This window comes from Bhargavaea cecembensis, assembly GCF_000826125.2.
In the GTDB taxonomy this organism is placed as follows: domain Bacteria; phylum Bacillota; class Bacilli; order Bacillales_A; family Planococcaceae; genus Bhargavaea; species Bhargavaea cecembensis_B.
This window is the reverse complement of the sequence record NZ_LN651372.1, coordinates 408,633-433,983: the sequence shown is the minus strand read 5'-3', so window position 1 is coordinate 433,983 and position 25,351 is coordinate 408,633. Positions and strand designations below refer to the sequence as shown.

Annotated in this window: 28 protein-coding genes; 21 read left to right on the top strand and 7 right to left on the bottom strand. The window is 57.2% G+C overall.

Going from position 1 to position 25,351, the window contains the following annotated elements:
• Positions 1 to 7 precede the first annotated feature (7 nt).
• The 3 genes from BN1189_RS05020 (at position 8) to BN1189_RS05010 (ending at position 3,630) form a co-directional block, all read left to right on the top strand.
• Complete coding sequence (locus tag BN1189_RS05020; protein ID WP_040226121.1) at positions 8 to 1,072, top strand: ABC transporter ATP-binding protein; 1,065 nt, start codon at positions 8 to 10, stop codon at positions 1,070 to 1,072.
• Positions 1,069 to 2,118, top strand: a complete 1,050-nt coding sequence (locus tag BN1189_RS05015) for an ABC transporter ATP-binding protein (protein ID WP_052455648.1) — start codon at positions 1,069 to 1,071, stop codon at positions 2,116 to 2,118. Before BN1189_RS05020 ends, BN1189_RS05015 begins: the two co-directional genes overlap by 4 nt.
• A 1,026-nt stretch (positions 2,119 to 3,144) precedes the next feature.
• Positions 3,145 to 3,630 (top strand): acyl-CoA thioesterase, encoded by a 486-nt coding sequence (locus BN1189_RS05010; RefSeq protein ID WP_040226120.1) that lies wholly within the window; start codon positions 3,145 to 3,147, stop codon positions 3,628 to 3,630.
• Positions 3,631 to 3,680: 50 nt separating this feature from the next.
• Here BN1189_RS05010 and BN1189_RS05005 read toward each other — a convergent pair whose 3' ends face one another.
• The gene (locus tag BN1189_RS05005) at positions 3,681 to 4,163 is read right to left on the bottom strand and encodes an immunoglobulin-like domain-containing protein (RefSeq protein WP_040226118.1); all 483 of its coding nucleotides are present in this window, start codon (positions 4,161 to 4,163) and stop codon (positions 3,681 to 3,683) included.
• A 128-nt stretch (positions 4,164 to 4,291) separates the two neighbouring features.
• On the opposite strand from BN1189_RS05005, the gene BN1189_RS05000 reads away from it, so the two are divergent.
• From BN1189_RS05000 to glsA, 12 genes are all read left to right on the top strand, one after another.
• A complete protein-coding gene (locus BN1189_RS05000) occupies positions 4,292 to 4,642 on the top strand; it encodes a hypothetical protein (RefSeq protein ID WP_040226117.1) in 351 nt (116 codons plus the stop codon).
• Between the two features lie 40 nt (positions 4,643 to 4,682).
• Entirely contained in the window at positions 4,683 to 5,231 is a 549-nt protein-coding gene (locus tag BN1189_RS04995; protein ID WP_040226116.1) for a hypothetical protein, read from the top strand.
• 146 nt (positions 5,232 to 5,377) lie between these two features.
• Positions 5,378 to 6,112, top strand: a complete 735-nt coding sequence (locus tag BN1189_RS04990; RefSeq protein WP_040226114.1) for a sulfite exporter TauE/SafE family protein — start codon at positions 5,378 to 5,380, stop codon at positions 6,110 to 6,112.
• A gap of 175 nt (positions 6,113 to 6,287) precedes the next feature.
• Positions 6,288 to 7,121, top strand: coding sequence for a glutamate racemase (murI, locus tag BN1189_RS04985; protein ID WP_052455647.1), 834 nt, complete (start codon positions 6,288 to 6,290; stop codon positions 7,119 to 7,121).
• Between the two features lie 150 nt (positions 7,122 to 7,271).
• On the top strand, positions 7,272 to 8,069 hold the full coding sequence (locus BN1189_RS04980) for a hypothetical protein (RefSeq protein ID WP_040226112.1): 798 nt from the start codon (positions 7,272 to 7,274) through the stop codon (positions 8,067 to 8,069).
• On the top strand, positions 8,066 to 8,428 hold the full coding sequence (locus tag BN1189_RS04975) for a GntR family transcriptional regulator (RefSeq protein WP_040226109.1): 363 nt from the start codon (positions 8,066 to 8,068) through the stop codon (positions 8,426 to 8,428). The genes BN1189_RS04980 and BN1189_RS04975 overlap by 4 nt, the downstream gene beginning before the upstream one ends.
• Positions 8,425 to 9,147 carry an ABC transporter ATP-binding protein gene (locus tag BN1189_RS04970; protein ID WP_040226107.1) on the top strand — a complete coding sequence of 241 codons (723 nt, stop codon included), beginning with the start codon at positions 8,425 to 8,427 and terminating at the stop codon, positions 9,145 to 9,147. Before BN1189_RS04975 ends, BN1189_RS04970 begins: the two co-directional genes overlap by 4 nt.
• Positions 9,131 to 10,060, top strand: a complete 930-nt coding sequence (locus tag BN1189_RS04965) for an ABC transporter ATP-binding protein (protein ID WP_040226105.1) — start codon at positions 9,131 to 9,133, stop codon at positions 10,058 to 10,060. The genes BN1189_RS04970 and BN1189_RS04965 overlap by 17 nt, the downstream gene beginning before the upstream one ends.
• Complete coding sequence (locus BN1189_RS04960; RefSeq protein WP_040226102.1) at positions 10,038 to 11,015, top strand: ABC transporter permease; 978 nt, start codon at positions 10,038 to 10,040, stop codon at positions 11,013 to 11,015. The genes BN1189_RS04965 and BN1189_RS04960 overlap by 23 nt, the downstream gene beginning before the upstream one ends.
• A 173-nt stretch (positions 11,016 to 11,188) precedes the next feature.
• Positions 11,189 to 11,686, top strand: coding sequence for a DUF421 domain-containing protein (locus BN1189_RS04955; RefSeq protein ID WP_052455646.1), 498 nt, complete (start codon positions 11,189 to 11,191; stop codon positions 11,684 to 11,686).
• An 83-nt stretch (positions 11,687 to 11,769) separates the two neighbouring features.
• Complete coding sequence (locus tag BN1189_RS04950) at positions 11,770 to 12,372, top strand: M15 family metallopeptidase (RefSeq protein WP_082194146.1); 603 nt, start codon at positions 11,770 to 11,772, stop codon at positions 12,370 to 12,372.
• 303 nt (positions 12,373 to 12,675) lie between these two features.
• Positions 12,676 to 13,605 carry a glutaminase A gene (gene glsA / locus BN1189_RS04945; RefSeq protein ID WP_040226100.1) on the top strand — a complete coding sequence of 310 codons (930 nt, stop codon included), beginning with the start codon at positions 12,676 to 12,678 and terminating at the stop codon, positions 13,603 to 13,605.
• Positions 13,606 to 13,774: 169 nt separating this feature from the next.
• On the opposite strand, the gene BN1189_RS04940 is transcribed toward glsA, so the two are convergent.
• The gene (locus BN1189_RS04940; RefSeq protein ID WP_040226097.1) at positions 13,775 to 14,650 is read right to left on the bottom strand and encodes a helix-turn-helix domain-containing protein; all 876 of its coding nucleotides are present in this window, start codon (positions 14,648 to 14,650) and stop codon (positions 13,775 to 13,777) included.
• A 141-nt stretch (positions 14,651 to 14,791) separates the two neighbouring features.
• Here BN1189_RS04940 and BN1189_RS04935 point away from each other — a divergent pair, with 141 nt between their 5' ends.
• Positions 14,792 to 17,095 carry a hypothetical protein gene (locus BN1189_RS04935; protein WP_040226095.1) on the top strand — a complete coding sequence of 768 codons (2,304 nt, stop codon included), beginning with the start codon at positions 14,792 to 14,794 and terminating at the stop codon, positions 17,093 to 17,095.
• Positions 17,096 to 17,111: 16 nt separating this feature from the next.
• Complete coding sequence (locus tag BN1189_RS04930) at positions 17,112 to 17,984, top strand: lantibiotic dehydratase C-terminal domain-containing protein (protein WP_040226094.1); 873 nt, start codon at positions 17,112 to 17,114, stop codon at positions 17,982 to 17,984.
• A gap of 303 nt (positions 17,985 to 18,287) precedes the next feature.
• Here BN1189_RS04930 and mscL read toward each other — a convergent pair whose 3' ends face one another.
• Positions 18,288 to 18,668 carry a large conductance mechanosensitive channel protein MscL gene (mscL, locus tag BN1189_RS04925; protein WP_040226172.1) on the bottom strand — a complete coding sequence of 127 codons (381 nt, stop codon included), beginning with the start codon at positions 18,666 to 18,668 and terminating at the stop codon, positions 18,288 to 18,290.
• Between the two features lie 205 nt (positions 18,669 to 18,873).
• Here mscL and BN1189_RS04920 point away from each other — a divergent pair, with 205 nt between their 5' ends.
• The 4 genes from BN1189_RS04920 to BN1189_RS04905 all read left to right on the top strand — a co-directional run bounded on the left by BN1189_RS04920 (position 18,874) and on the right by BN1189_RS04905 (position 21,847).
• Complete coding sequence (locus BN1189_RS04920) at positions 18,874 to 19,095, top strand: WYL domain-containing protein (RefSeq protein WP_040226092.1); 222 nt, start codon at positions 18,874 to 18,876, stop codon at positions 19,093 to 19,095.
• A 163-nt stretch (positions 19,096 to 19,258) separates the two neighbouring features.
• Positions 19,259 to 20,608: a M28 family peptidase gene (locus BN1189_RS16635; protein ID WP_040226170.1), complete on the top strand. Its 1,350-nt coding sequence runs from the start codon at positions 19,259 to 19,261 to the stop codon at positions 20,606 to 20,608.
• 155 nt (positions 20,609 to 20,763) lie between these two features.
• A complete protein-coding gene (locus BN1189_RS04910) occupies positions 20,764 to 21,111 on the top strand; it encodes a PadR family transcriptional regulator (protein ID WP_040226088.1) in 348 nt (115 codons plus the stop codon).
• Positions 21,089 to 21,847, top strand: a complete 759-nt coding sequence (locus tag BN1189_RS04905) for a hypothetical protein (RefSeq protein ID WP_040226087.1) — start codon at positions 21,089 to 21,091, stop codon at positions 21,845 to 21,847. The genes BN1189_RS04910 and BN1189_RS04905 overlap by 23 nt, the downstream gene beginning before the upstream one ends.
• 54 nt (positions 21,848 to 21,901) lie before the next feature.
• Here the strand turns inward: BN1189_RS04905 and BN1189_RS04900 are convergent, their stop codons facing one another.
• The 4 genes from BN1189_RS04900 to BN1189_RS04885 all read right to left on the bottom strand — a co-directional run bounded on the left by BN1189_RS04900 (position 21,902) and on the right by BN1189_RS04885 (position 25,257).
• The gene (locus tag BN1189_RS04900; RefSeq protein WP_040226085.1) at positions 21,902 to 22,807 is read right to left on the bottom strand and encodes an acetamidase/formamidase family protein; all 906 of its coding nucleotides are present in this window, start codon (positions 22,805 to 22,807) and stop codon (positions 21,902 to 21,904) included.
• Positions 22,808 to 22,885: 78 nt separating this feature from the next.
• Complete coding sequence (locus BN1189_RS04895) at positions 22,886 to 23,233, bottom strand: MGMT family protein (protein ID WP_040226082.1); 348 nt, start codon at positions 23,231 to 23,233, stop codon at positions 22,886 to 22,888.
• A gap of 3 nt (positions 23,234 to 23,236) precedes the next feature.
• Complete coding sequence (locus BN1189_RS04890) at positions 23,237 to 24,760, bottom strand: PH domain-containing protein (protein WP_052455645.1); 1,524 nt, start codon at positions 24,758 to 24,760, stop codon at positions 23,237 to 23,239.
• Positions 24,760 to 25,257, bottom strand: coding sequence for a PH domain-containing protein (locus tag BN1189_RS04885; protein WP_040226080.1), 498 nt, complete (start codon positions 25,255 to 25,257; stop codon positions 24,760 to 24,762). The genes BN1189_RS04890 and BN1189_RS04885 overlap by 1 nt, the downstream gene beginning before the upstream one ends.
• Between the last annotated feature and the right edge of the window lie 94 nt (positions 25,258 to 25,351).

Here is a 25,351-nt window from a genome sequence, read left to right as displayed (position 1 = left end):
TCAACAAATGGACCAGAACATCCTGGAAGTCGACAACCTGCATGTTTCATTCAAGACCCGGAACGGGGCGGTGCCCGCTGTCAGGGGCGTCAGCTTCTCATTGAAGAAAGGGGAGACGCTCGCGATCGTCGGCGAATCCGGATCGGGCAAATCGGTCACCGCCAAGTCGATCATGCAGCTCCTGCCGAAACAGAACGCGGTCATCCCGGAAGGCGCGATCCGCTACGAAGGGAAGGACATGCTGAAATTCTCAAGCAAGGAAATCCAGTCGGTGCGGGGCTCCGACATCTCGATGGTGTTCCAGGACCCGATGACCTCGCTCAACCCGACGATGAAGATCGGCAAGCAGATCATGGAGGGCCTGTCCCGCCACACCGACCTGACGAAAAAACAGGCACGCAAGCGGGCGAAGGAAATGCTCGAGCTTGTCGGGATCCCGAACGCGGAGTCGCGGCTCGACGCCTATCCCCACCAGTTTTCCGGCGGCATGCGCCAGCGCGTCGTCATTGCGATCGCGCTCGCCTGCAATCCGAAGATCCTCATCGCCGACGAGCCGACGACCGCGCTCGACGTGACGATCCAGGCCCAGATCCTGCGCCTCATGCGCAACCTGCAGGACAAGATGGACACCGGCATCATCCTCATCACGCATGACCTCGGCGTCGTCGCCAATATGGCGGACCGGGTTGCGGTCATGTATGCGGGCGAAGTCGTCGAACAGGGCACGCTCGACGAAATCTTCTACCGGCCGCAGCACCCGTACACGCTCGGTCTGCTCCGCTCGATGCCGAACCTGGACGCCAAGCGGTCCGAACCGCTCATCCCAATCCCCGGATCGCCGCCGGATCCGTCTGCGCTCGGCACGGGCTGTCCGTTCGCGGCACGCTGCCCGTATACGATGAAAGTGTGCCACGACTACAACCCGGGCGCCGTCGCGATCAGCGGAACCCAGGCGGTGCGCTGCTGGCTGCAGGATGAGCGCACACCGGACAAGCACGTGCCGGACGAAATCCGGAAAGGCCGGAAAAGCGCCGAGGCCGCAGCAACCGAAGCCGAGGGGGTGACCGTATGACGAACAAGGCGAATCCTCTGGCAGCGCCGGCGGTCCGCAGTTCTGCGGACGACCTGCTCGTCGTGAACGATTTGAAGAAACATTTCCGGATCGACCGCAAGACCGTCCTGAAGGCGGTCGACGGCATCAGCTTCTCGATCAAGCGCGGAGAAACGCTCGGCCTCGTCGGCGAATCCGGCTGCGGCAAGTCGACGGTCGGCCGGACGCTCACCCGCATCTATGAACCGACGGACGGGGAAGTGGTGTTCAACGGCATGCCGATCGGCGGCCGCATCGACCGCGCGGCAAAGCGTCGGCTCAACCACGACATGCAGATGATCTTCCAGGACCCGTACTCATCGCTCAACCCGCGAATGACGGTCTCCGAAATCGTCTCCGAAGGCCTCGTCATCCACAACCCGGACATGAAGCCGAAGGAGCGCAACACCCGGGTCCACGAACTGCTGGAACTCGTCGGGCTCAATAAAAGCCACGCCGGCCGCTACCCGCACGAATTCTCCGGCGGCCAGCGCCAGCGGATCGGCATCGCCCGCGCACTCGCCGTCGAACCGGAATTCATCGTCGCCGACGAACCGATCGCCGCACTCGACGTCTCGATCCAGGCCCAGATCGTCAACCTGCTGAAAGAATTGCAGAAAGACCGGGGCCTGACGTACCTGTTCATCGCGCACGACTTGTCGATGGTGAAATACATCAGCGACCGGATTGCGGTCATGTATCTCGGCAAAATCGTGGAACTCGCCGACAGCGAAGTCCTCTACGAAAAGCCGCTCCACCCGTACACCCAGGCGCTCCTCTCGGCGATCCCGCTCCCGGACCCAGAAAAGGAACGCACCCGCGAACAGATCATCCTGAGCGGCGACGTTCCGAGCCCGACCGACGTCCCGTCCGGCTGCCGGTTCCGCACCCGCTGCCCGTTCGCCATGGACAGCTGCGCGGCAATCGATCCGGAATTCCGCGAAGTCGAACCAGGCCACCAAGTCGCCTGCCACCTGTACGACCCCGAAATCATGGCCAAAGAAGGCCACGAACTGCAACACCAATAAGTTAAGTGAGACTCTCCGCATGTAGCGGGGAGTCTTTTAGTGTGGGGGAGCGGGGGGCGGAGAGGGTAGGGGTGAAATCGGAGTAAGGGGTTGAAAATCGGAGTAAGGGATGTGAAATCGGAGTATGGAGCGGAAAATCGGAGTAAGGGGGGAGAAATCGGAGTATGGAGCGGAAAATCGGAGTAAGGGGGGAGAAATCGGAGTATGGAGCGCAAAATCGGAGTAAGGGGGGAGAAATCGGAGTAAGGAGCGGAAAATTGGAGTAAGGGGAGCAAATTCGGAGCATGGAGCGGAAAATCGGAGTAAGGGGGGAGAAACCGGAGTATGGAGCGGAAAATCGGAGTAAGGGAGGTGAAATCGGAGTATGGGGCGGAAAATCGGAGTAAGGGATGCGAAATCGGAGTATGGAGCGGAAAATCGGAGTAAGGGGGGCAAATTCGGAGCATGTGTGCAGTGCCTAGGAGACCAAGCACCCATGGTAGATGCCATTTTCATGGACTAAAGAAATCCCCAAAAGTCTTGGCCATAACCTTCGGATTGCTATTATGCAATTAGAGCCCCCGGTTTGCAATTAGAATACCAGAATTGCAATTAGAGCCCCCGAATTGCAATTAGACCACGGAAATTGCAATTAGCGCCCCCGAATTGCAATTAGACCGCGGAAATTGCAATTAGAGCCCCCGAATTGCAATTAGACTGCGGAAATTGCAATTAGAGCTCTCGATTTGCAATTAGAATACCAGAATTACAATCAGAGCCGCCAACTTGCAATTAGCCCACTAGCTTTGCAATTAGCGCCCCCGCTTTGCAATCACCCCCTTCTCTCGATTTCCCGCAGGCCTCGCAAAATCAGTCACTAATCAAAGCCCGCGACAGATTCCCACAATCCCCGCCCGGTCAATCTTCCCCCGATTCAAAACACTCCGCCTATCTGTTGCCCGGTGCAATTTCCGGCTCGGTTCGGTTATACTTGGCATACCGCAAGCCGCGCAGGAGCGGCTTCATTACCGAAAGGGGACATGCCTCATGCCGATTGAAGCGATTCCGATGAGCCAGTCGCGGACGAAGACGACGAAGCTCGTCATGCCGCCGGATACGAATCATCACGGGACGATTTTCGGGGGGCAGGTGCTGTCTTACCTGGATGAAATCAGCGCGATCGCCGCGATGAAGCACGCCGGGGCGGCAGTCGTTACGGCCTCGATCGACTCGGTCGACTTCGTGTCTCCGGCTCGCGTCGGGGAAGTGCTGGAAATCGAGGCGGTCGTCTGCTCGACGGGCCGCACATCGATGGAAGTGTTCGTCTCTGTTCACTCGATCGATCTGCTGTCCAATGCCCGCAAGCTCACGACCGAATCGTTCGTGACGATGGTGGCGATGGATGAAGAGAACAGGCCGACGCCCGTTGCACCGGTCTACCCGGAAACGAAAACGGAAAAGGCGCTGTTCGACAAAGCGCCGGCGCGACGTGCCAACCGGAAGGAACGCATGGCGATCAAAGACGCCAATTAAACCGAAGCCGGACAGCGGATTCCCTCTGCTGTCCGGCTTTATTTGCCTTTTCACGGCGCGATGTCAAACTCGGAAGCGACCGAAATCTCCGTGCCCGAACCGCCGTCCGCAACGACTGTCTTTACGAGGCGGTACCGTCCGGGCGGGAGTTCCACACCGAGTTCCGCGGTGTCCAGAAGCTGCACCTTTTCCTCTCCGGGGGCAAGCGTCTTCCCGAAATCCCGGAAGCCCGGTTTGCGGTAAAACACCGCATCGGAATAAATGACGCCGTGCCAGCCGTCCGATTCGAGCTTCTCGATCGCGGCATAGCCGCCGCAGCCGACCGGTTCCGCCCGCCTGTTTTCCAGCGAGTAAGCGATCACGGCCTGTTCCCCGTCGGTCCGCACGTCTGAAACCGTCACCGAAATGCCTTCTTTCATGTCGGCCATCGCCTGGTCCGGAACCGGATCCGGTAAAATGGCCACCGAAGCTTCGGCGCCGCAGCCGGCGAGCAACAGGAACATCGCCAGGATTCCCGCCCATTTGAATCGCATACGGATCACCGCCTTTGATCTCATCATACCGCCGGTCCGCAAGCCATGCCTTGACGCCCATCAATCCGCTGCTCGCAAAGTGAATCTTTTCCATGATAAAATCGTAAGAAAACGAGGGGGTGACCGGGATGATCAGAGAAGAAATCTACGATCGGCAGACCGAACTCCGCATGCGGATGACGGAGCGGGACCGGATCAAAAAACGATACGAAGCGAAAGAGGCGGAGCGGCAGGAAGCCAAGCGGGAGCGCGACCGCCTTCACGCAAGGCTGACGAAAGAACAGCAGGATGTCCTGCGTCTCGGCCGGTTTTCATTTGCCAACAAGTTCCGCCAGTTTACCGGCAAGATGGATGAAATCATGGAGAAGGAATTGAACGAAGCCGCAGAGGCGGAGCTGAAATTCAACGAAGCCGAAAAAGTGCTCATCGACCTCTGCCCTCAAGGCGGAACTTGGCCGGTCCGAATACGAATTTCTTGACGATGACTGGGAAGCGTTCCTGAAGGAAAAGGAAATCTGGATGCGCAACAACGACTCCGAATCCGTCCTGAAGCTCCAGCAGGTCGCGGATGAACGGGCGGCGCTCCAGTCGATGCGCCGGGAAATCGAAGAAGCGATCCATGCCGGACGGGAGGCTCAGCGCATGCTCGGTGCCGCAATGGATGAGCTCGGGAATGCGGAAGGGATGTCGATGTGGGATACGTTCCTCGGGGGCGGCATGCTCGTCACGGCGATGAAGTATTCGAGCATCAACAACTCCGACGACAAGATCCACCGGGCCCAGCGCGCGCTGCGCAGGTTCCAGTCGGAGCTCGCCGACGTGGAGAACTTCGACACGGAGCGGCTCACCGTCAACAAGCGGGACTTCCTCAATTTCTCCGATTTCTTCTTCGACAATATGTTCACCGATCTGATGGTCCACTCGCGCATCTCAGACGCCAAAGGCCAGCTTGACGGAGTCCTCGCCGACGTCGAGCGCATCCTCCGCGAACTGGCGGACCGGCTGCAGCGCACCGACGATGAGATTGTCCGGCTTGTCGAAAGGGAACGCGAGATCATCCTGTCATGAATAAGAGGCTCGGGGCATTTGGCCTCGGGCCTTTCTGTCTCCAATCCATAAGCTTTTGTTATAGAAACGGTTAATTATTATATCATTCACTTATTACGTCATCCGAAGTATAATGAAGACAACAACCAGAAAAGGGAGGTGCGGTGATGGAATATATCGGACTGTTTTTCATCGGGCTTGTGGCGGTGACGATCGGGACGCTTGCCGGGGGCGGCGGGCTCATCTCGCTGCCGGCGATGCTGCTGATCGGCATTCCGGTCCACGCCGCAGTCGGGGCGAGCAAGATCTCGAACACGGTCAGTTCGCTGTCGACGTTCATGACGGTCCTCCTGAAGAAGAAGATCTCCTTCAAGGAACTGTACTGGATCGTGCCGGTATCCTTGTCCGGCGGCCTGTCCGGCGGGTTCATCGCAAACCGGCTGAGCGACAACACGATGCTGGCGATCGCCACCGTCCTGCTCGTCGTGGCGTTCGTCTTTTCATTTCTTTCCAAAGGGGACTTCTCGGGGGATGCCCCGCTGAAGCCCGATAAATTCACGATGCCGAGCCTGTTCGGGATCGGCGTCTACGACGGCCTGTTCGGACCGGGGCAGGCGACGATCCTGCTCCAGATTTTCGGCCATTTGAACATCTCCTACATCCGGGCGATCGGTTTCGTCCGCGTTGCCACGTTCTCGAGCGCATTCGGGGCCGCCATCGGCTATATCACTTCCGGCAACATCATCTGGCCCGTGGCGATCTCGCTCATGCTCGGTTCGCTCGCCGGTGCCCGGGTCGGCGTCCACATCGCCGAGAAGCTCGACCCGCGTTTCGTCAAACCGATCCTGCGTGCCGTCACCCTGCTGCTCATCGTCGAAATCATCGTCCAGAACTTTCTCTGAACCATGAGGGCCGGCCGCCGGGAAGATTGAGATCACGAAAACACCCCTTTCCGCACCGGAAAGGGCTTTTTCAGTTCTCCGGGGAACCGCAACGGCACCGGATTCGTTACAATGAAAGAATCACTTTACTCAGCTTCTCCCCCGAGGCGAAGCACCCCCAAAAGAAGGTACAACCATGAAAAACATCGCAGTCATTGATTCAGGCAGCGGCGGCCTGACCGTTGCCAACGAGCTGTTCGGCCGCCTGCCGGATGAGCGGATCATTTATGTCGGGGACCACGGGAACTGCCCCTACGGCAATAAAAGCATAAAAGACATCAAAGCTTCGGTTTATCGGATCATCCGCTTTCTCGGCCGGTTCGAGCTGAAACTGCTCATTGTCGCGTGCAACACGGCGACGGCACTGATGCTGGACGAACTGAAGGAGAAGCTGGACATCCCGGTGATCGGCGTCATTGAGCCCGGCGCGCAAATGGCGGCGGAGACAACACAAAACCGGCGGATCGGGGTGATCGCCACCCAAAGGACGGCGGATTCCCATATGTATCAGCAAACCATCCGGAAAAAGCTGGACGGTGCGGAGGTGTTCGAGCAGGCCTGCCCCAAGCTCGTGTCCTATCTGGAAAACAACGACACCCGTCCCGGAGAAATCACTTCGGCCCTGGAAGAGTATCTGGCACCGCTCCGCCGTGCAAATGTGGACACGCTCGTCATGGGATGCACCCATTATCCGCTCGCGGAGCAGCAGATCCTCAAAGTGTGGGGCGGGCCGGTGAACTTGGTCGATCCGGCCCGGGCCACGATCGACCAGGCCGTCCAAACGCTGAAGACGAACGGGGACCTCTCCCTCGCACCGGAAGGAAGCCATCTCTTCTTCACCACAGGAGACGCCGGTGAATTTTCACAGAAAGTAAAGAAATGGACGCCGGTCGACGCGCCGGTCGTCTTGACGGTGCCGGATGAAGACCCGCAGATCAACCGGCCGCCCGGACCCTCAACCGCAAGCTGACAGGCCCTCCTATCACCAAAAGACTTTCCCTCTCCAAAAAGGGAAGGTCTTTTTATTTTTCAAATAACGGTTGCGTTTCACTGGATACCAGTGTACTATGTAACTAATACACAGAGACGCAATATCTTTAACCAAAGGAGTGGGACCCTCATGAAACGATGGAAAGGCCTGTTTTACAAAGAGTGGATGCTCGCTCGGCCGGGGATCGCCGTTGTGCTGATCGTCATTCTGCTCGCAGTGGCGTCAGGTCCGTTCCTTCTTCACCAGTACATCTCCGGAGAAACGAGCATTATCTCATATGCTTTCGGCATCAGTTCGTTCCTGCTCCTCTTTCTGAGCTATATGCCGGTCGCCGGCCTGTTCATGAGCCTCACGGCGGATATGAAGCGGCTGGATCTCTGGCTGCATTCACCGGCATCCCTCGGCACGCTCGTCGGGGTGAAGGCGCTGTTTGCCTTGATTGCAATGGCAGCTGCCATGATCTGGCTCACGCTCGTCCTCGGAATCGTCTTTCTGATCACGGGAGGATCTGCCGGCATCCCCGAAGGGCTCACCGCCGGCCTGTTCACCGGATTTTTCGCGGAAATCGAGCTCATCGTCCTCGTGATTGCGGTCATCCAGCTCGCCATCGGCTTCCTGTTCTGGACGATTTACCAGTGGCTGCGCAGGAAGTTCACTCGGATTGCCGCAGTCCCCGTGACCGGCCTGCTGTTCATCGCCCTGTTCTGGGTGAATGAAAAGCTTTCCGGACTGCCGGCGGCGGAGCGGGTGCTCGGGGCGGGAGAATTCCGCTTCAGCAGCATCGAGCGGCTGTCCGATTACTCGGACCTCGGAATTGAGATGACCGGAGCGCTCGCCGCCGGAGGACTCATCTTCTCGCTCATCGTCTCGGCGCTCTTCTTCTGGGCCGGCCTGGCGCTGTTCGACAGAAAGGTGGCGGGAGAATGAGCTTTGATTTCCTGCCCGACAAGCCGATTTATCAGCAGCTGATCGACCGGATTACGGGCGACCTCATCCGGGGCGCCATCCGGCCGGGGGAAAAGCTGCCGTCGGTCCGGGAGTATGCGGTGGAAGCCGGGGTCAATGCAAACACGATGCAACGCGTCTATAAGGAGCTGGAGGGGATGGGGATCACCGAGACAAAACGGGGGCAGGGGACGTTTGTCACCGAAGATGAAGAACGGCTGCATCTGCTGCGCGAGGAAATGAAAGCCCGGCTGGCCGACGATTTCCTGCGGGACATCGAGGCGCTCGGATTCACGCGCGAGGAAATGACGGCGTACATGACGGGGAGGGGAACGGAATGATCGAACTGGAGAACGTCTCAAAATCATACGGACGCAGACGGGCGCTTGACGGAGTGTCGGCCACATTCGGAAGCGGGCGGATCATCGGGCTCACCGGAGAAAACGGAAGCGGAAAGTCAACATTGCTCAAGCTGATGGCGGGCCTTCTGCACCCGGATGCGGGGGAAGCGAAGATGGACGGGAAGCCGGTGACCCGGACGCTGGCCGGCCGCAAGATCGCCTACATGGCCGACGCCGACCTGTTTTTCCCGTTTTTCACGGCCGATCAGCTGTTTCATTTCTACGGCTCGCAGTTCAGTGATTTCTCGATGGAGAAAGCCCGGCAGGCTGCGGACTTTCTCGGCCTTGACGGCACCGTCAAACTGAGAAGCCTCTCAAAAGGGAACCGCGGACGGGCCAAGATTGCCGCGACGCTTGGCAGGGAAGCGGATTTCTACCTGCTCGACGAACCGTTTTCCGGGCTTGATCCGATGGTGCGCGAGGCGATCGTGAAAGGGCTGATCCGGTTTACCGATCCGGAGAGGCAGACGGTGATCATGACAACGCACGAACTGCAGGACGCCGCGCCCCTCCTCGATGAAATCGCGGTGATGAAACGGGGCAGGATCGTGGCGCACGAGCGGACGGAAGACATCCGGGCGGAACATCGCGGCGGACCGGCCGCCTGGATGAAGACACTCTACGAAAAGGGAAGTGAACCGATTGGCACAAACGGCTGAACCGATCGTCCGGGTGAAAAACCTGTCGAAGACGATCGGCGGAAAGAAAATCATCGATGATGTGAACCTCGATCTGTATCCCGGCCAGGTCACCGGGTTCCTCGGGCCGAACGGGGCGGGCAAGACGACGACGATCCGGATGATGGCCGGGCTCATGAAACCGACTGCGGGCGATGTGACCATCGCGGGCAAGTCGATCACCTCGGATTTCGAAGACGCCATGACGAATATCGGCGTCATCGTCGAAAACCCGGAGATGTACAAGTACATGAGCGGCTACAAGAACCTCCTGCACTTCGCCCGGATGCACAAAGGCGTGACGAAGGAGCGGATCATGGAAGTGGTCCGGCAGGTCGGGCTGGAAAACCGGATCAACGAAAAAGTCGGCACTTATTCGCTCGGCATGCGGCAGCGCCTCGGTCTTGCGCAGGCGCTCTTGCACAACCCGAAATTCCTGATCCTCGACGAGCCGACGAACGGCCTTGACCCGGCCGGCATTCGCGAGTTCCGGGTGTACCTCCGCAGCCTCGCGGAAAAGGCCGGCGTCTCGGTCCTCGTCTCGAGCCATATGCTGTCGGAAATCGAGCTGATGGTCGACCGGGTCGCCGTCATCCAGAACGGCCGGCTGATCGACATCCGGGAAATGAAGGAAGAGACGCGGCCGCATCACTACGTGGAAGCGCAGCCGGCCGACCGGCTCGTCCCGCTCCTCAAATCGAAGGGCTACACGCCGGTTCCGACCGGCGCCGGATTTATCATCGAGGAGAAGGCGGAGCGCATTCCGGCCCTCGTGAAAAGCATCGTGGAGGGCGACCTCGATCTGTACGCCGTCCGCCCTTACCGGAGAACACTTGAAGATGAATTCATCGAAATGACGGGAGGCGGCCAGATTGCTCAGACTGCTGCAAAATGAATGGATGAAAATGTGGAGCAAGAAGTCGACATGGGCCATGGTCGCCATCCTTGTGATTGTCGTCGGCGGGATGCTCGTCCTTCTGCGCTGGATCTCCTCGCTGGAAGACGGACAGGCAGAAAGCGGGAATGTTTCAATCGAAGCCGAGACCGCCTCGCCCGACTGGCGGATGCAGACGGAAGCCGAAAAGGCGGCCCTGACGCAGCAGCTGTCCGATCCGTCCCTCAAAAAGACAGAGAGGGCGGAACTGGAAGAGCAGCGGGACATTGCCGAGTACCGGCTCAAGGAAGACGCAGCGCCGTACGGTGAATTCGACCGCGAGCAGATGATCATGGACTCTTCCGGAATCGGCCAGATCGCCATCCTGTTCTCGGTCATCATGGCCGCCGGGATCGTCGCCACCGAATTTTCGGAAGGCACGATCAAGATGCTCCTGGCGCGGCCGGTCAAAAGGTGGAAAGTCCTCACCTCAAAATATGCCGCCTCCATCCTGTTCGGGGCACTGCTCATGCTCGTCGGGTTCGCCGTGTCGGTCGTCCTTTCGTACCTGCTCTTCCCGTCGGGGGACGGGGCCGAGCTTGCGGTGAAGGGCGGAAACGTCGTCGAGGTCTCCATATGGGGAAGGGCGATCTACTACCTCGCCCTGTCGTTCGTCACGGTCATCGTCTACACGACTTTCGCATTCATGGTCGGCAGTGTTTTCCGCTCGGGGGCGCTCGCGATCGGGCTGTCGCTCTTCATCTATTTCATGGGCGGCACGGTGTCGATGCTGCTCAGCAAATACGCTATCGCCAAGTACCTGTTCTTCTCTCATGAACTCGTCTCCCAGGCGCAGGGCATGACCCTGATCGAAGGAATGACGATGCCGTTCTCGGCGACAGTCCTCGCCGTCTATACCATCCTGTTCCTTGTGGTCAGTTACTTCATCTTCACACAGCGCGACATCAAGGCATGAAACGAACCGGACCGCTTCCCTGAATTTACCGGGAGGCGGTCCGGTTTTGTCTCTGAGCCGGGACGGGTAATGGATAGAGAGCAAGCTTGCTTGATTGATTGGATCGTCGGGCCCGGACCGGCATGGGACGGGCGGAAGCAACCTGCTTAATTTTTTGGGAAAGCGGCGATTGCATGAGCATCGGATTGATTTTTATCAAAATGATCAGCGGTTTCCTGGCACTGGTCCTCTGCATGAAATGGACGGGCGCGAAAGGCGTGTCGAACCTGACGCCCATCGACTTCATCTGGAGCATCATGCTGTCGGAGATCTTCGGCAACGGGCTCTATGACCCTGAAGTGAAATGGTACGTCGTCCTCTTAATGATCGTCGGATGGTGCGGACTGAAGGTGCTGTTTGACAATATTCTGTTTAGAACCGACAAGATTGAAAAACTCCTGACCGGCGCACCCCAGCTGATCGTGCTGGACGGCGAACCGATCAAGGAACAGCTGCGAAAAAACCGGATGGACTCCAGAGATCTCAGCGAGGGACTGCGGAAGCAGAGCATTTTCTCGTTGGATGAAGTGAAGCGCGCATACCTTGAAAAAGACGGCAGCATCACGGTCCAGCTGAAGGCGCACGCAGAACCCCTGACGAAAAATGACCTGGAGGCGGGCGAGCCGACATGAACAGCGGATAAAAAATGAATGAGGGAACCCGGACGAGCCCCTTTGCGTTATAGTGGGGAAAAGGTGGAAAGGGGGCTTCCGGAATGGCGCGCAGGAAAAAGAAGACCTTCCCGGCGAAGCAGTTGGCCAAAGCGCTGTTCGCCGGGTTTGTCGCCGTCTCCATTTTCATATTTGTCCAGCGGGAATGGACCGAGCGGGAAGAACTGGCGGCACGGCCGCTTCCGGAAGGCCTCCATCCCGCCGTCGAGGAAAAAGCCGGCGAATTCATCCGGCTGGCGGCGGATCAGGGAATTGACGTTGTCATTACAGACGGTTTCCGCTCGGGCGAGGAGCAGGACCGGCTGTATGCACAGGGCCGGACCGCTGCGGGAAAGGTCGTCACCAACGCGACCGCCGGCAGTTCCTTCCACAACTTCGGTCTCGCCGTCGACTATGCGCTCCGCACGCCGGACGGCCGGATCATCTGGGATCTGGACTATGACGGCAACGGCAACGGCCGGAGCGATTGGATGGAAGCCGCGGACATCGCCAAATCTCTCGGTTTCAAATGGGGCGGTGACTGGAACGGCTTCAAAGACTACCCGCACCTCGAGATGAGCTTCGGCCTGTCGCTCCGGGACCTGCAAGCCGGACTCAGGCCGGAAGACCGTCCGGATGCGGTGCGGGCGATGGAAGGGAAACAATGAAAAAAGGGACTGTTCCGCATCCCGGCTCTCGGCCGATGCGCGGAACAGTCCCTTTTTGGATCATCGATCAATCATGATTGCTGCTGAACGTGAGGATGAGGCCTGCGACCGTGCCGACGATGATGATCGCGAAAACCGTAAACAGAATATACAAAAACCACATATGCGTCTCCACTCCTTTGGCAGGCAGTTCAAGTCCATTATAGCACCCGCCGGCCGTCCCGGCAATCCGGCATTGGCATAGGGAGGGGGGAATCGGGTAGAATGTCAGGGACATGACATAAATGGCAAGGAGGGACCGTGATGGATTGCAGATCCGATGAGGAGCTGTTTCAGCTCGTCCAAGAATCGAAAGTACATACGGCGGAAGGAAAGGTCGCCGACTATATTCCCGCGCTCGCGCAGGCGGACCCGGATTCACTGGCGGTGGCGATGGCCTTTCCGGACGGAAGCTGCTATTCCGCCGGCGACGTGAACAAGAAATCGACGCTCCAGAGCATCTCCAAAGTGATCGCACTCGCGCTCGCCCTGCTCGACAACGGGGAGGAATACGTCTTCCAACGGGTCGGCATGGAACCGACCGGCGACCCGTTCAACTCGATCATCAAGCTGGAGACGACCGAGCCGCACAAGCCGCTCAACCCGATGATCAACGCCGGCGCGCTCGCCGTCACCTCGATGATCAAGGGCGACTCGGTCGAAGAACGCCTCGGCCGCATCATCCACCTGACCGAGCTGATCACCGGCGTGGAAGGGATCGGGTACAACAAGGAAGTGGCGATGTCCGAACTGCAGACCGCCGACCTCAACCGCTCCCTCGCCTATTACCTGAAGCAGTACCACGTGATCGAGGAAAATGTCGAAACGGTCATCGAACTGTACACGAAACAGTGCGCGATCGAGATGAACTGCTCGGACCTCGCCAAAATCGGCCTCACCCTCGCCATGGACGGCAAACACCCGCTGACGGGCGAGACGCTTCTGCCGCCGCGCGTGGCCAGCATCTGCAAGACCTTCATGGTCACATGCGGCATGTATAACGCATCCGGCGAATTCGCCATCCGGGTCGGCATCCCGGCCAAATCCGGCGTGGCCGGCGGCATCATGGCCGCGGTCCCGTACCGGTGCGGCATCGGCATCTTCGGCCCGGCACTCGACGAACGCGGCAACAGCATCGCCGGCTGGGACCTCATGGAACGACTCTCCAAAAAGTATGACCTCAGCATGTTCTAAGCCAAGGAAAAATAAAAAAGGCTGTCCGTTTTCCCGGTTTCCCCGGAGCGGACAGCCTTTTTACATAGATTTTCGAAGAAAAACGCAACAAACCGAGCATTTTCCGCAGATATGCGTAAGTGCATATTTATGATGCAAAAAACTGTGTAGAGTAGTAGATAGGGAGAACTTACTGGGCAACGAGGAACTGTTGCTTATACTCCTGGAGGATTTTTTTATAATAATCCAGCCCCAGCAGATCAAAGAAGAACAAAGCCCGCTGATACTCAGCCGAGATTTCCTGGGCAGGGTGATCCAGTTTTTCGAGGATAGAGCCTTTTTGGTAATAAAGCTGGCCGAGGACGGACATGTCATGATGCTTTTTAGAAAGATCGATTGCTTCCTGGGTAGTAATTGATGCCTCCTTATATTGTTCTTGCATAAATTGAAGTTTTCCTACATTGTACAGAACCTTGATCCGCATTAACTCATATTCTTCGGAAGTATTACTTTCCCCGAGTATTTCTTTAAAGATTTTTGTGCTTTCGTCATATTTGCTGTTCTCAGCAAGTATCGAAGCAATAGAGTTTTTTATGCGAATGTTCAATAGTACGTCTAGGCCGCTAACCTGAGTTTCAAGTAGGCTGTAAAGCTCTGTTACACAATACCTATAGTCTCGTTTTTTCAAGTAATACATTGAGGCATAGTAGTGAAGATATAAGTAATTCATAAGCTCTGGATGCACTACTTTATTAGTATGCAAGAGGTTTTCTAAGTATTGGAAGAGACCTTCATAATTTTTCTGTGAAGATAAAGACTTCACTTCCTCTTTTATCTTTTCGGTGTTTTCAACATCATCATGGATTAAAACCTCAAAAAAATAAGAGAGTGGAAGACGTAACTTTGTGGAAATAGCATGTAGGGTATCAATGCTCGGATAAGAATCACCTTTTTCCAACCGGCTAATCTCCGACTGATTACAGATTCCCTCAGAGAGCTCTCTCTGAGTCAACTTCCGGATTTTCCGCCATTTCCTGATTTCCGTGCCGAGGCGTACTTGGTTCATTCTCCATCACCCTTTTGGCATATGGTTCAGCGGTTTCGCTGTCCTCCCTCTATAGTAACGGAAAATTCCCGCTAGTTGTCAACTCCGGGCAAAAGTATGTTCGATATTTCTATCAAAACCAGTTCGAAAGGATGAGGAAGCATGAATGTGAACCCAGTCAAACTCGCTGCAGAAATTTATTCCTATCCGGTTGCCCGTGTCCATTCGCTGCCGTCCTCCCTTCTCGACGGTTTTGTTGTCCGGACGACTCTTGATATTTTCCAACAGATCAGCCGCAGGAAATCTGCCGTTGCGCACGCCCGGAAACTGGCGGAAATTGCACTCGAGCAATCGGGGCATCCGGGCGGCCGTCTTGTTGAATTCTCCGACCAGAAACTTGACGGGTTAAACGAGGAAAGCCGGTCAGCGGTGGAAACGTGGCAACGGCGCGAAGAAGAACTGACCGAGGCATTGGCACGCCTAAGCGTAATCTTCGGAATGGAGAAAGAACGCGCGGCACGGAAAATCGTTGGCGCCCTGGAATTTGATGTGCTCAGGAAGCGTCTTGCCCTTGAAAACCCGTCGCTATTCGAGCGGCTCGGAAAAGGGTTGCCAAAGGACCGGCAATCCCTCGAGGAACTCGTAGAAGAGGCCATTCCTTACGTGCTCGAGTCCACAATCACCGGCAACGATCCTGCCGTTATGCAATTTAGCTTCGGAGAGGCAGAAAACGGACAAGCGTCTTCGACCGTAATCAGCAAGATCGGCTTGGCCCCTGCTGTTCTCCAAGACTGGCTGACGGCGATCGCAAAGGATGACCGGCTGAACAGCGACCTGACTTTCCGGTTCAGTGATGGCTTTTTGGAGCAGGATGGAAAACCGGCAATCCTGACAGCTATACAAGGCATGGAGTTTTTGTTCACTCTGGACTATATACCCGCCGGTCATTTGAAGCGGGGCGCTGCGAGGAAAAAGAAGGGCTGGCTCCGCATGTTGGACTCCGAGAAAGGAAAAGAGCAGTTCGAAAAACTCGTTTCAGAAGGACTGCTCGTTCCGACTTTGCCTGAGCAGCATGCAGAAAAGCGTCCATTGATCGGGCTGTCTTCTATTGTCGCGGGAATCGAGAATCATAAAGCCCGCCGTCTTGCCCGCCTGTTCTACATGCTTGACACCGTTATCGGGGAAATGGCCGGGGCAGAGTCCCGGTCTATCGCAAAGCAGAGGGAGCGTGGAGTCAGATTTTCCGACATGATTTACAGAACACTTGGCATGGAAACGCCAGAGTTTGATAACGACATCCGGCTTTTCAAGGAGGACCGGGCACTTCAAACTTCTCAAGCCGCCCTTCCTCTGGAAATCAAAGAAGCTGTCACAAAGTACGCGTCTGATCTGCCTGTATCTGTGATCAGGTCCCACATTGCCGTCTCCATGGCAGAGTGGTTCAAGAAGAATTACGGACCCGGAGGTGAATGCAGAAATGTGCTTGAGTTCGTTGCCGGCTACGCCGGGCGTGCGGATAAAACAGCAGAATGCATCCGGGTGGCCCAAAAGGACGCCGAACAGGCAAGGGAAGGCACCATCAACCGCCCGCTCAGTCCGTCCGAACTCCAGCCGAACGGTTCTGTCCAATTCAGGATCGCCGCAAACTCGGCACAAGCGATGCAGCGAGGGGACTATCAAGTACTCGCCACGTACGGCGGAATCGGAGGCGGAACGGCGGTCACAGGGAAAGAATGGCTGGAAGCCCTGTGCCCAGAAGCAGAGCCGCTTTTATTCACATTCGGAGAGGACTGGGGTTCTGTAAAACGGGGGAACGGCCGTCGGCTCATCTGGCCGACCGGACGGCAACGGAATGGCCGTGCGACCAAGTTCCTCACTCTTTCAGATTTGACTCTAAAGCATGATGAAAACACGGACAGCCTGCGGCTTTTGGCGCCTGAAGGCCACCCCGTTTCTATCATCTATAACGGGGAAACGCCATCCTATCAGCTTCCTGAACTGACCCGGCTATTTTTGGCAATCAGCAACCCGTGGATCGGAATTCCAAAAACGGGGTCGGGCAAGCTGACTCCGGGACACTCGCCTCGAGTGACGGAAGAGAAAGTCGTCAAATCGGCTGCGGAGTGGCGGGTTCCAGTCAGGGAAGTCCCGCTCATCGCGAAGGGCGAGCCGGAGTTCGATTACTTCGTCCGCCTTCACGAATGGCTTGTGGCGTCCGGCATCCCGAAGGAAGTCATGTTCAAGATGGCGGATCCGCAATTCCCGCTTCCTATCGGCCAAGGCAAGGATCAGTATATTCATTTCGGCAGTCCCCACCTTGTGCAACGGTTCTGTCGGAAGATCGAAAGCGCGCAGGACAAGATGCTCGTGCTGACCGAAGTGTTTCCCGAACGCGGAGCCCATATGATCGGCAGATCCGGACATCCGTGTGTGACAGAATTCCAAGTGCCGGTGAAATGGTACTGAAACGGAGGAAAGAAAGATGCAACCAGAGAAGGAATGGAGCACTTATAGATTTTATCCAAAATACGAGCATCTGCTGGATGAAGTCATCCAGCAGATCATCAAGCCTCTAGCTTCTGAAATGACCGGCGAAGTCCACTATTACTTTTTCCTGAGAAGGAAAGACCATCACGGTCATCACATCATGGCCGGTTTCCGGCTTGATCCGGATGAGTCGGAGGTGCTTAGGACGAAAATCCGGCATGACTGTGGCCAGGCGCTGGCCGAGCTTGACGGAGACAGAAGGGGCAGGCGCCGCCTTCTTTTTGAAGAAGAAGACGGCGAACAGCAGCCGGCAGTCCGCCCGTTCACGCGGGAACCGGTTTTCAGCGAAAATACAGCAGCAGGCATCGTCTGGCCGGATCTCTTGTTAAAACGCTCGACGGACCTGACATTTTCCATTCTGGAAAATGAGCTGCTCGGAGGGGCCGACCGGACGGAAGCGGTGATCCTCCTGATGCACCAGGCCATCCGGTCAGGCTTATGCAGCATGGACGCAGCAATCCAGTTTCTGGAGCGCTACGCGGATCACTGCATCGCTTCATGCAAAGAACCGGACCTGGGCGCCAATCTGGATCAGGCGGTCAAACTGAATGAAAAACAGTTCCTCTCCCAGTGGGGCCGGACGCTCAATAACGTACATTTGTTAAGAAAGGTCCGTCCGTTCATCGAGGAACTGTCCTCTGTCCGACATCAGGTAGAGGATCAGTTGATCCCATCCCCGCCATTTGAGGAATTCCTCTTCCATTACCTGCATGATACGAACAACCGGCTCGGCATGAGCCATAAGGAAGAAGCCTACATTGCGAAACTCCTACATAAGACCCTTGAAAAAAGTTCGAAATATGCATAATTGCATATTTTCTAGAACTTTGCCGTGATATACTTGACTTAATTCATACGAGAGGATGGATGGACGATGAAAAAGAAGATCTTCTTGACGCTGGCGATGGGCGCAATGGCATTCGGACTGTTCTTTGGCGGGACGGTAGGAACGTTTACAGAGCTTCCTTTCGAAATGCTTTCATAAGAAAGAGTTGAATTTCTTCGCTCCGCTCCTTAACGGAATGGGGCGATTTTATTCTCTAAGAGTACAAAGAACATGGATCTATAAAAAACCGTCCCGGCCAAAGCCTTGGGACGGTTTTTCCATTTCTCAATCCACTTTCTGTTCTTTCAGCAAATCACGGATTTCCCGAAGCAGTTCCTCTTTCGGATCCACTACTTCTTCCTTCTCTTCCTCGGCTTTCTCGCGTTTCAGTTTCGTCAGAACGCGGAGCACCATGAAGATGGCGAATGCGATGATCAGAAAGTCGAAGACGTTTTGGAGGAAGACGCCGTATGTCACTTTCGCCCCGCCGACTTTGAACATCAGACCGGTGAAGTCGATGCCGCCGACGAGGATGCCGATGAGCGGGGTGATGATGTTCTCCACGAGAGAGGAGACGATTTTGCCGAATGCGGCCCCGATGACGACGGCGACGGCAAGGTCCATCACATTGCCTTTGAACGCGAATTCCTTAAAGTCTTTCCACATGACGGGCTTCATTCCTTATCTGTTTGGCTTGCCGGCAGTCCTTCCCGGCGGTCTGTACAAGTATATCGGGAAACGGGAACCGGCTAAAGGGGTCGCCGGTTCTTTTTGATTCCCTGTTTCCAGTAACCGAATCGGACTTATCAGTTGAATACGCACGCACGTTCGCATATAATGAGAACAAACGTTCTGAATGGAGGCGGAGAAAATGCACGGTCTTCTGATGAAGTGCATGAAGCGGCATCAGCTTGCCGATATGATTTATATGGGTTCCGACGGATCGATCACGAAGCGTCGGGTACGGTTGCTGAAGATTCGGCAGGACAGCGTGACGGCATATTGCTTCATGCGACAGGAGCGCCGGACATTCCGCATTGACCGGATCCTGTCCATCCTGCCGGTCGAGGGCAGGGAACGGATGCCGGGCTGATCGCAATATAGGGACAAAGTCTCGGTCGCGGGAGGGAACAAAGGCCTTCCAGCGCCTGCTTGGAGCAGGAGGTTGTAACCGTTTTCAGGCGGAAAGAAGGAGAGCGGCCGGGACAGGAAGAATCCCTCTGATGATCGATGATCGAAGAGGGGGATTCTGTTTGATGAAAAGGAAAAACAAGTTTGCTGCACTGACGCTGACCGCATCGTTAATGCTGTCGGGCGTCGTCATGATGCCTGCCGATTTCAGCGGTCCGGCCACAGCCGAAGCGGCCAAGCCCGGAAACCCGGCGGCTTTTGACAAGAAAGTCACTGCACGGATTGATGAAAGACGGATTTACGAGGACGTCCGCCGCTTGAGTGTCGATATCGGCCCGAGAGTGGCCGGCACGGAGGAAGAGCGGGTGGCGGCCGGGATGATCCGCGAGCGGCTCCAGTCGTACGGCTATGAAATTGACGTTCAGGAATTCGCCATCCCGGATACGATGGTCGGTCATCTGTCGACTTCCGGCGGGGAGGAAGTGACGGTGTCCATCCCGTCCGGGTCCGCTTCCACGCCGCCGGACGGCCTCACGGCTCCTCTTTACGACGCGGGCCTCGGTTATCCGGAAGACTTTACAGAAGCGGCGGCAGGGAAGATCGCCCTCATTCAGAGGGGAGAGATCGGTTTCCGCGACAAAATCGACCATGCGGCTGCAGCAGGGGCTTCTGCCGTGCTGATCTATGACAACTCAGAGCAATCGGGACCGCCGAATATGAGCATCGGAACGGATGCGCCGATTCCGGTGGCCGGCATCAAAAAAGTCTCCGGCGAAGCCCTGCTTGAGGATATCGCGGCGACCGGCGGATCGGTGACTCTCAAGGTGGACGCCTTGTCCGGCCGCACTTCCCAAAACATCATTGCCAAACGAACGCCGAAAAAGGGAACCAACCATGAGATTGTCTACGTATCTGCCCACTTTGACAGTGTTCCGCTCGCACCCGGGGCCAACGATAATGCTTCCGGGACTGCAACGGCCCTTGAGATCGCCCGTGTTCTGAAAAGCTATCCGATCGACAAGGAAGTCCGTTTCGTCTTTGTCGGTGCGGAGGAGATCGGCCTGCTCGGCAGCGAGCACTATGTCTCGACTTTATCCGGGCAAGAACTATCCCGGAGCCTCACGAACTTCAATATGGACATGGTCGGCACCGGCTGGGAAAATGCCACGGCGATCTACCTGAACACGGTGGATGGTCTGCCCAATCTGTCGACGGAGTCCGCGATGGCGGCAGGCGAGCGGATCGGCACGCCTTCCGAGCTTGTCCTGTACAAGCGGGGTTCGTCTGATCACGTAAGCTTTCACGAAGCCGGCATCCCGGCGGTGAACTTCATCCGCCGTGAACCGGGCACGGCCGCGCTGGAACCGTACTATCACTCTCCGGAGGACACGATTGACCACATCAGCATCGGACGGCTGAAAGAAGCCGGCGACCTTGTCGGCTCTGCGGTCTATTCGGTCATCCGTTCCAATTGAATCTCTAATCTTTGCTGTCCGGCATCCTTGCCGGGCAGCTTCTTCCGTTTTTGTAGCTTGTTTAACAATATAGTAGACATCGGGTCTGCGATGAAGTATCATACATAACAAGGTAGCAGTATCAGACAAAGCAAGGTAGCGGGGCGGTGAACAGAATGTCAACGAGCCAGATGCTGAAAGGCGTGCTGGAGGGGTGCCTATTGGCCGTGATCGGACAAGGGGAAACGTACGGCTATGAAATGGTTGAGAAACTCGGCGAGCAGGGTCTGACGATGGTGAGCGAGGGGAGCATTTATCCGGTGTTGCTCCGGATGCAGAAGGAAGGGCTCGTCATGACGGTTATGAGGCCGTCGCCGAACGGACCGAAGCGGAAGTATTACCGGCTTTCCGAAGCGGGGGAGCGGGAGCTTGAAGCGTTCAAGGGGCGCTGGGACACGATGTCGGCTGCCGTCGGCAACATTCTGAAGGGGAGTGAAAAAAATGAAGCTGACTTCAAAAAGTGAGGAATTCATCGCCAACGTGCGGATGTATTTGATGACTTCAGGGAAAAACGAACGTGAGATTGACGAGGTCGCAGAGGAGCTGAGGGATCATCTGTTTGAGCTCGAGCAGCGCGGGGAGAGCGTGGACCGGATCACGGGCGGTTCTCCGAAAGAGTACATGGCGGCGCTCGAACAGGAAATGGCGGATGACCGGGCCGGCTGGTTCAAATATTTGCCGGCTTTCATTCTTTCGTTTGCGGCGTTTTCCGCGATGGGCCCTGCCATCAGGGGGGACTTTGAGCTGGATCTCGTTCAGCTGATCGGATTCCCCGTCGCAGCGGCGATTTCCGTCTTTCTCTACTGGCTTCTCCTGCGGCGGATGGCCGGTGGAACGTGGAGCTCCCGCAAGCTGTTCATTTTGGCGGGCAGCCTGTCGGCGGGGACGATCCTGCTGTTCGTGGCCGTCCTGCTCGTCGGCTCTTTGGTGATGGATCCGTTTTATATAGCTTCCGAGACCGGAAACCGGATGGTGATCCTGCTGTCGGCGATCGCATTTGCGGCCAGCGCGGCCATGCTCCGCTCGTGGATTCTCATCTTCATCCCGGCGGCCCTGTTCCTGTCCCAGTGGCTGATCCAGTCCCTGCCGGTTTCGGAAGAGACGGAGATGATCGCCTCTGCCATCGTGCCGTTTCTCGCCGTCTTTGTTGTCATCGGCCTGAACCTCTTGCTGGAGAAGAAGAAAGCGGCTCGGGTTTAATCAAAAAAAGCAGCCGGCGCACTCATGCGTGCCGGCTGCTTTTCCTTTCACTTTTTACCCGAATACTTTCACTCCGTACGCTTCCAGCACATAATTCGGCAGGAAGAAGCGCGCAGTCATGAGCGGGTCGACGATCTGGCTCACTTGGACCTGGCCCGCCGCGCTCAGCATCATGGCGATGTCCGGCAGGTCGAGTTCCGTCCTCGGCAGGAGGAAGTCGGCCATTTCCTCAACGGCAGCTTTTGCGGCTTCGTCCAAGGTCGGTGCCGAGACGATGAACGCGATCCCGTCTCCATTTTCGACGAGCGGATGACGGAGCGCGCCTTCCTTCACGACTTCCAATGTCACGGTCGCCTTGCCGGGCACTTCGATGCCGGAGACGCCGATCTCGCCGTCGCCCATCGCGGCGTGGAAGTCGCCGAGCGCGAACAGGGCGCCTTCCGCGAACACCGGGAAGTATAGCGTCGCGCCTTCAGTGATGAGCTTCGTATCCATGTTGCCGCCGTGCGCACCCGGAGTTCCGCACGACACCGGCTCACCGTCCGGGGCGACGCCGATGACGCCGATCATCTTGTTGACCGGAATCTTGAGCTTGTCGTCAAAGACGGCATGGCCATCTTTGACGGGGATGATTTTCGACGTCAGCTCTTCCAGCCGGTGGCCGAGGACGCCGAGGTCCGGGCCGGTCGCCATGACGCCCTGGTCCCCGATCTCGAGCTTGTCGATGCGGACTTTCAGGACATCGCCCGGTTCTGCTCCTTCAATGAAGACCGGACCGGTGGCAGGGTTGATCTCATCCCAGTCGATGCCGGCAATTTTCGTCTCCGGCGACGTGACCTGGTTCTTGAAGCAGTCATACGTCTCGATTTCGATTGTCGTTCCGGAAGCCACACGCTTCACGGGTGTGTGTTCTTTGCTGAATGCGTAGATGACATCCTGGCATGCGAGTGTTTCGGTCATCGTCCGATTCCCCCCTCGGTGATTTGCCAATAGTCTATCAATGGAGGCGGGAGAAAGCCAGCGGAATCCGTCCGGCTTTCACAGGGACCCCGGCCCGGGCGTTTCTTCTTCGCCTTCAAACCCGGGATCCCACCGGTACGTCCGGAGATCGACGCGCTTTCCGCCGAGGACCGGAATGCCTTCCGCTTCCAGCAAGTCCGCCTGTGCGCGGGCGGTGTCCGGGTCGGCGATCGCAATCTCCCCCTTGGCGTTGACGATCCGCTGCCAAGGGATTCCGTGACTGCGGCTCATCGAATGAAGGATGCGGGCGACCTGGCGAGCGCCGCGCGGACTTCCCGCCAGCCGGGCGATCTGGCCGTAAGTGGCGATGCGTCCGGGCGGCACGGCTTTCAACAGGCGGACGACCTTCTCTGTGAATGGCTCCATCGGTCAGGTCTCCTCCCCGGCCGGCATGAGTCCGGGCGTCCGCTCGGTGTACCACTGGCCGAAGCGGGCCGCCGTCTCTTCCGGCACGTCTTTCAATTCTTCGTGGTGGACGGGCTTGGACCGGTTGACCGTCTTGACCGTCGCCACGCCGAACCGGTGCTGGATCCGGGACTGCGAGACGACCGTCTCGATGACCTTTTCCCGCCTCGTGACAAACGTGGAACGCCAGAGGCCGCCTTTGCGGAACTGGACGAACGGTCCGCGAACCGAGTATCTCGTGTTCCGGTAGTCAAACAGCCGGAGCAGCCACGTCCAGGCAAACATGATGATCGCGAGCACCCACCAGTCCGGCACGAACGGGAAGTCCGGCCTCCAGAAGAAGAGCGCTGCCGTGCCGATCAGGGCGGTCCACGGGATGCGGATCATCCGGAGTACGAGCGAGTTTTTCGGCAGCCGATCCACCTCCTCCGTCACTTCCATGTCCGGCAGCAGCTCGCCGATCATGTCAATCGCCCGGTCCCTCGGAAGGAAAGGGTAGAGCGTGTTAATATCGGACAGGTCTTCGTCGAATGTGCCGACCGTGATGAGCTTCACTTCGGCCATCCCGAGCAGCCGCTTGACCGGCGTCTCCGAAATTTCCACGGCCTGGACGTTTTTCTTCCGGACCGAGAGCGACTGCTCGCTCAGCACGCCTCGGCGGATGTAGATCCGTTCATCGTCAGACGAGATTTCATACCGCCCGTACTTCAGCCAGGTCCTCACCACTCCGAACGAGACGGCCAGAAGGATGAGAACGGTGATGGCGACCCCGAGGAAGAGCGAGGAGCCGCTGAGCAGCGAAATCGCCCCTTCCGCCCGGCTGTCCAGGTCGATGAATTCATCCATGTTCCGGTAGACCGTCGCGAGGATCGGAATAAGCGCGATAAAGCTGAACGAGAGGAAGGACGCCTTGATGATGTCCTTCTTGGCGGGGATGAAGTGGACCGTCCGCTCGGGGACGGGCGTTTCATCCGTCGGGGTATGACCCTCCGGAGTTTCTTCTGCCGGCTCTTCTGTCCGGGCCTTCCGCTCGCGGTATCCGTCAAGCGCGGTTTCAATCCGGGTCGCCTCTTCCTTCGTCACCGCCGTGAACTTCACGGACGCTTCGTCCCCCTCGGCCCCGGTTTCGAGTGTCAGCGAAGTGAGGCCGAGCATCTTGAGCACGGCCGGAACCTGGCGATTGACGTTCTGTACGCGGCGGAACGGCACGCTTCTGTGCTTGCGGACGAAGATGCCGCTGTCGATCTTCACCGAGTCTCTTTCAATCCGGTACGTCCTCCGCCACCAGGCCGGCAGGAGAAACAGGAAGCTCACCGCCGACACGCCGAGAAACACAATCCGCCCGTATTTCACCCAGGCGGCATCCGATCCGGCGTTCAGGACGAACAGGATGAGGATCAGGAAGAATGTGCTTTTGATGTAGTCGAGGACCGACCAAAGCATGCCGGCCGGATGCATGCGCTTCGCTTCTTCCCCCCGGCCGGCCATCAGTCTTCTTCCTCCCGGATCTTCGCAAGATGGGCGATCCGGTCCCTGAATTCCCGCGCCTCCGCTTCGGGAAGCGCAGGGATCGTATGGCTGGAACCCATCGTGCCGATCTCAAGCGAATAAAGGCCGTATCTGCGGAGAAGCGGCCCCTGTTTAAGATTCACGACCTGCACTTTCGTCATCGGGATCGTCTGCTCGGAAATGATCCAGATGCCGCTGCGGAGCTTGACGAACTCCTCGTCCGCCCCGTACCGCCAGAATTTCTGGGTGAGGCCGGGTTTGATGAAGATGGAATAGACGGCCGACACGACGCTGATCCCGCCGATCACCCAGAAAGTGGTGATCAGCCACCGCCACCAGCCAAAATGAGTCCCCGCGACGAGGAGCCCCGCGATGATGAGAAGAGCGATGGCTTCCTCGATAAAATTGGTGAGACGCCAAACCTTGACGGCTTTCCTTGAAATCCGCCCTTCCGGCGCCTGTATTGTTTCCAGCATGCCGCTGCACCTCCGAATCCTTTCGTCTCCTTTACGGGACGGGCGGCCGCCAGGTTTCACCGGGAACCGGAGACGGCCGCATTCCGTATACGGT

Bases quoted from the DNA above. Each gene is read 5' to 3' on its own strand.
- BN1189_RS05005 (WP_040226118.1), bottom strand. From the start codon at position 4,163: ATGCGATTCAAATGGGCGGGAATCCTGGCGATGTTCCTGTTGCTCGCC.
- glsA (WP_040226100.1), top strand. From the start codon at position 12,676: ATGGATTGCAGATCCGATGAGGAGCTGTTTCAGCTCGTCCAAGAATCG.
- BN1189_RS04955 (WP_052455646.1), top strand. From the start codon at position 11,189: ATGAGCATCGGATTGATTTTTATCAAAATGATCAGCGGTTTCCTGGCA.
- BN1189_RS05010 (WP_040226120.1), top strand. From the start codon at position 3,145: ATGCCGATTGAAGCGATTCCGATGAGCCAGTCGCGGACGAAGACGACG.
- BN1189_RS04895 (WP_040226082.1), bottom strand. From the start codon at position 23,233: ATGGAGCCATTCACAGAGAAGGTCGTCCGCCTGTTGAAAGCCGTGCCG.
- BN1189_RS04990 (WP_040226114.1), top strand. From the start codon at position 5,378: ATGGAATATATCGGACTGTTTTTCATCGGGCTTGTGGCGGTGACGATC.
- BN1189_RS05015 (WP_052455648.1), top strand. From the start codon at position 1,069: ATGACGAACAAGGCGAATCCTCTGGCAGCGCCGGCGGTCCGCAGTTCT.
- mscL (WP_040226172.1), bottom strand. From the start codon at position 18,668: ATGTGGAAAGACTTTAAGGAATTCGCGTTCAAAGGCAATGTGATGGAC.
- BN1189_RS04890 (WP_052455645.1), bottom strand. From the start codon at position 24,760: ATGGCCGGCCGGGGGGAAGAAGCGAAGCGCATGCATCCGGCCGGCATG.
- BN1189_RS04940 (WP_040226097.1), bottom strand. From the start codon at position 14,650: ATGAACCAAGTACGCCTCGGCACGGAAATCAGGAAATGGCGGAAAATC.
- BN1189_RS16635 (WP_040226170.1), top strand. From the start codon at position 19,259: ATGAAAAGGAAAAACAAGTTTGCTGCACTGACGCTGACCGCATCGTTA.
- BN1189_RS04995 (WP_040226116.1), top strand. From the start codon at position 4,683: ATGCGCAACAACGACTCCGAATCCGTCCTGAAGCTCCAGCAGGTCGCG.
- BN1189_RS05000 (WP_040226117.1), top strand. From the start codon at position 4,292: ATGATCAGAGAAGAAATCTACGATCGGCAGACCGAACTCCGCATGCGG.
- BN1189_RS04885 (WP_040226080.1), bottom strand. From the start codon at position 25,257: ATGCTGGAAACAATACAGGCGCCGGAAGGGCGGATTTCAAGGAAAGCC.
- BN1189_RS04910 (WP_040226088.1), top strand. From the start codon at position 20,764: ATGTCAACGAGCCAGATGCTGAAAGGCGTGCTGGAGGGGTGCCTATTG.
- BN1189_RS04900 (WP_040226085.1), bottom strand. From the start codon at position 22,807: ATGACCGAAACACTCGCATGCCAGGATGTCATCTACGCATTCAGCAAA.
- BN1189_RS04905 (WP_040226087.1), top strand. From the start codon at position 21,089: ATGAAGCTGACTTCAAAAAGTGAGGAATTCATCGCCAACGTGCGGATG.
- BN1189_RS04980 (WP_040226112.1), top strand. From the start codon at position 7,272: ATGAAACGATGGAAAGGCCTGTTTTACAAAGAGTGGATGCTCGCTCGG.
- BN1189_RS04975 (WP_040226109.1), top strand. From the start codon at position 8,066: ATGAGCTTTGATTTCCTGCCCGACAAGCCGATTTATCAGCAGCTGATC.
- BN1189_RS04935 (WP_040226095.1), top strand. From the start codon at position 14,792: ATGAATGTGAACCCAGTCAAACTCGCTGCAGAAATTTATTCCTATCCG.
- BN1189_RS04950 (WP_082194146.1), top strand. From the start codon at position 11,770: ATGGCGCGCAGGAAAAAGAAGACCTTCCCGGCGAAGCAGTTGGCCAAA.
- BN1189_RS04970 (WP_040226107.1), top strand. From the start codon at position 8,425: ATGATCGAACTGGAGAACGTCTCAAAATCATACGGACGCAGACGGGCG.
- BN1189_RS04920 (WP_040226092.1), top strand. From the start codon at position 18,874: ATGCACGGTCTTCTGATGAAGTGCATGAAGCGGCATCAGCTTGCCGAT.
- murI (WP_052455647.1), top strand. From the start codon at position 6,288: ATGAAAAACATCGCAGTCATTGATTCAGGCAGCGGCGGCCTGACCGTT.
- BN1189_RS05020 (WP_040226121.1), top strand. From the start codon at position 8: ATGGACCAGAACATCCTGGAAGTCGACAACCTGCATGTTTCATTCAAG.
- BN1189_RS04930 (WP_040226094.1), top strand. From the start codon at position 17,112: ATGCAACCAGAGAAGGAATGGAGCACTTATAGATTTTATCCAAAATAC.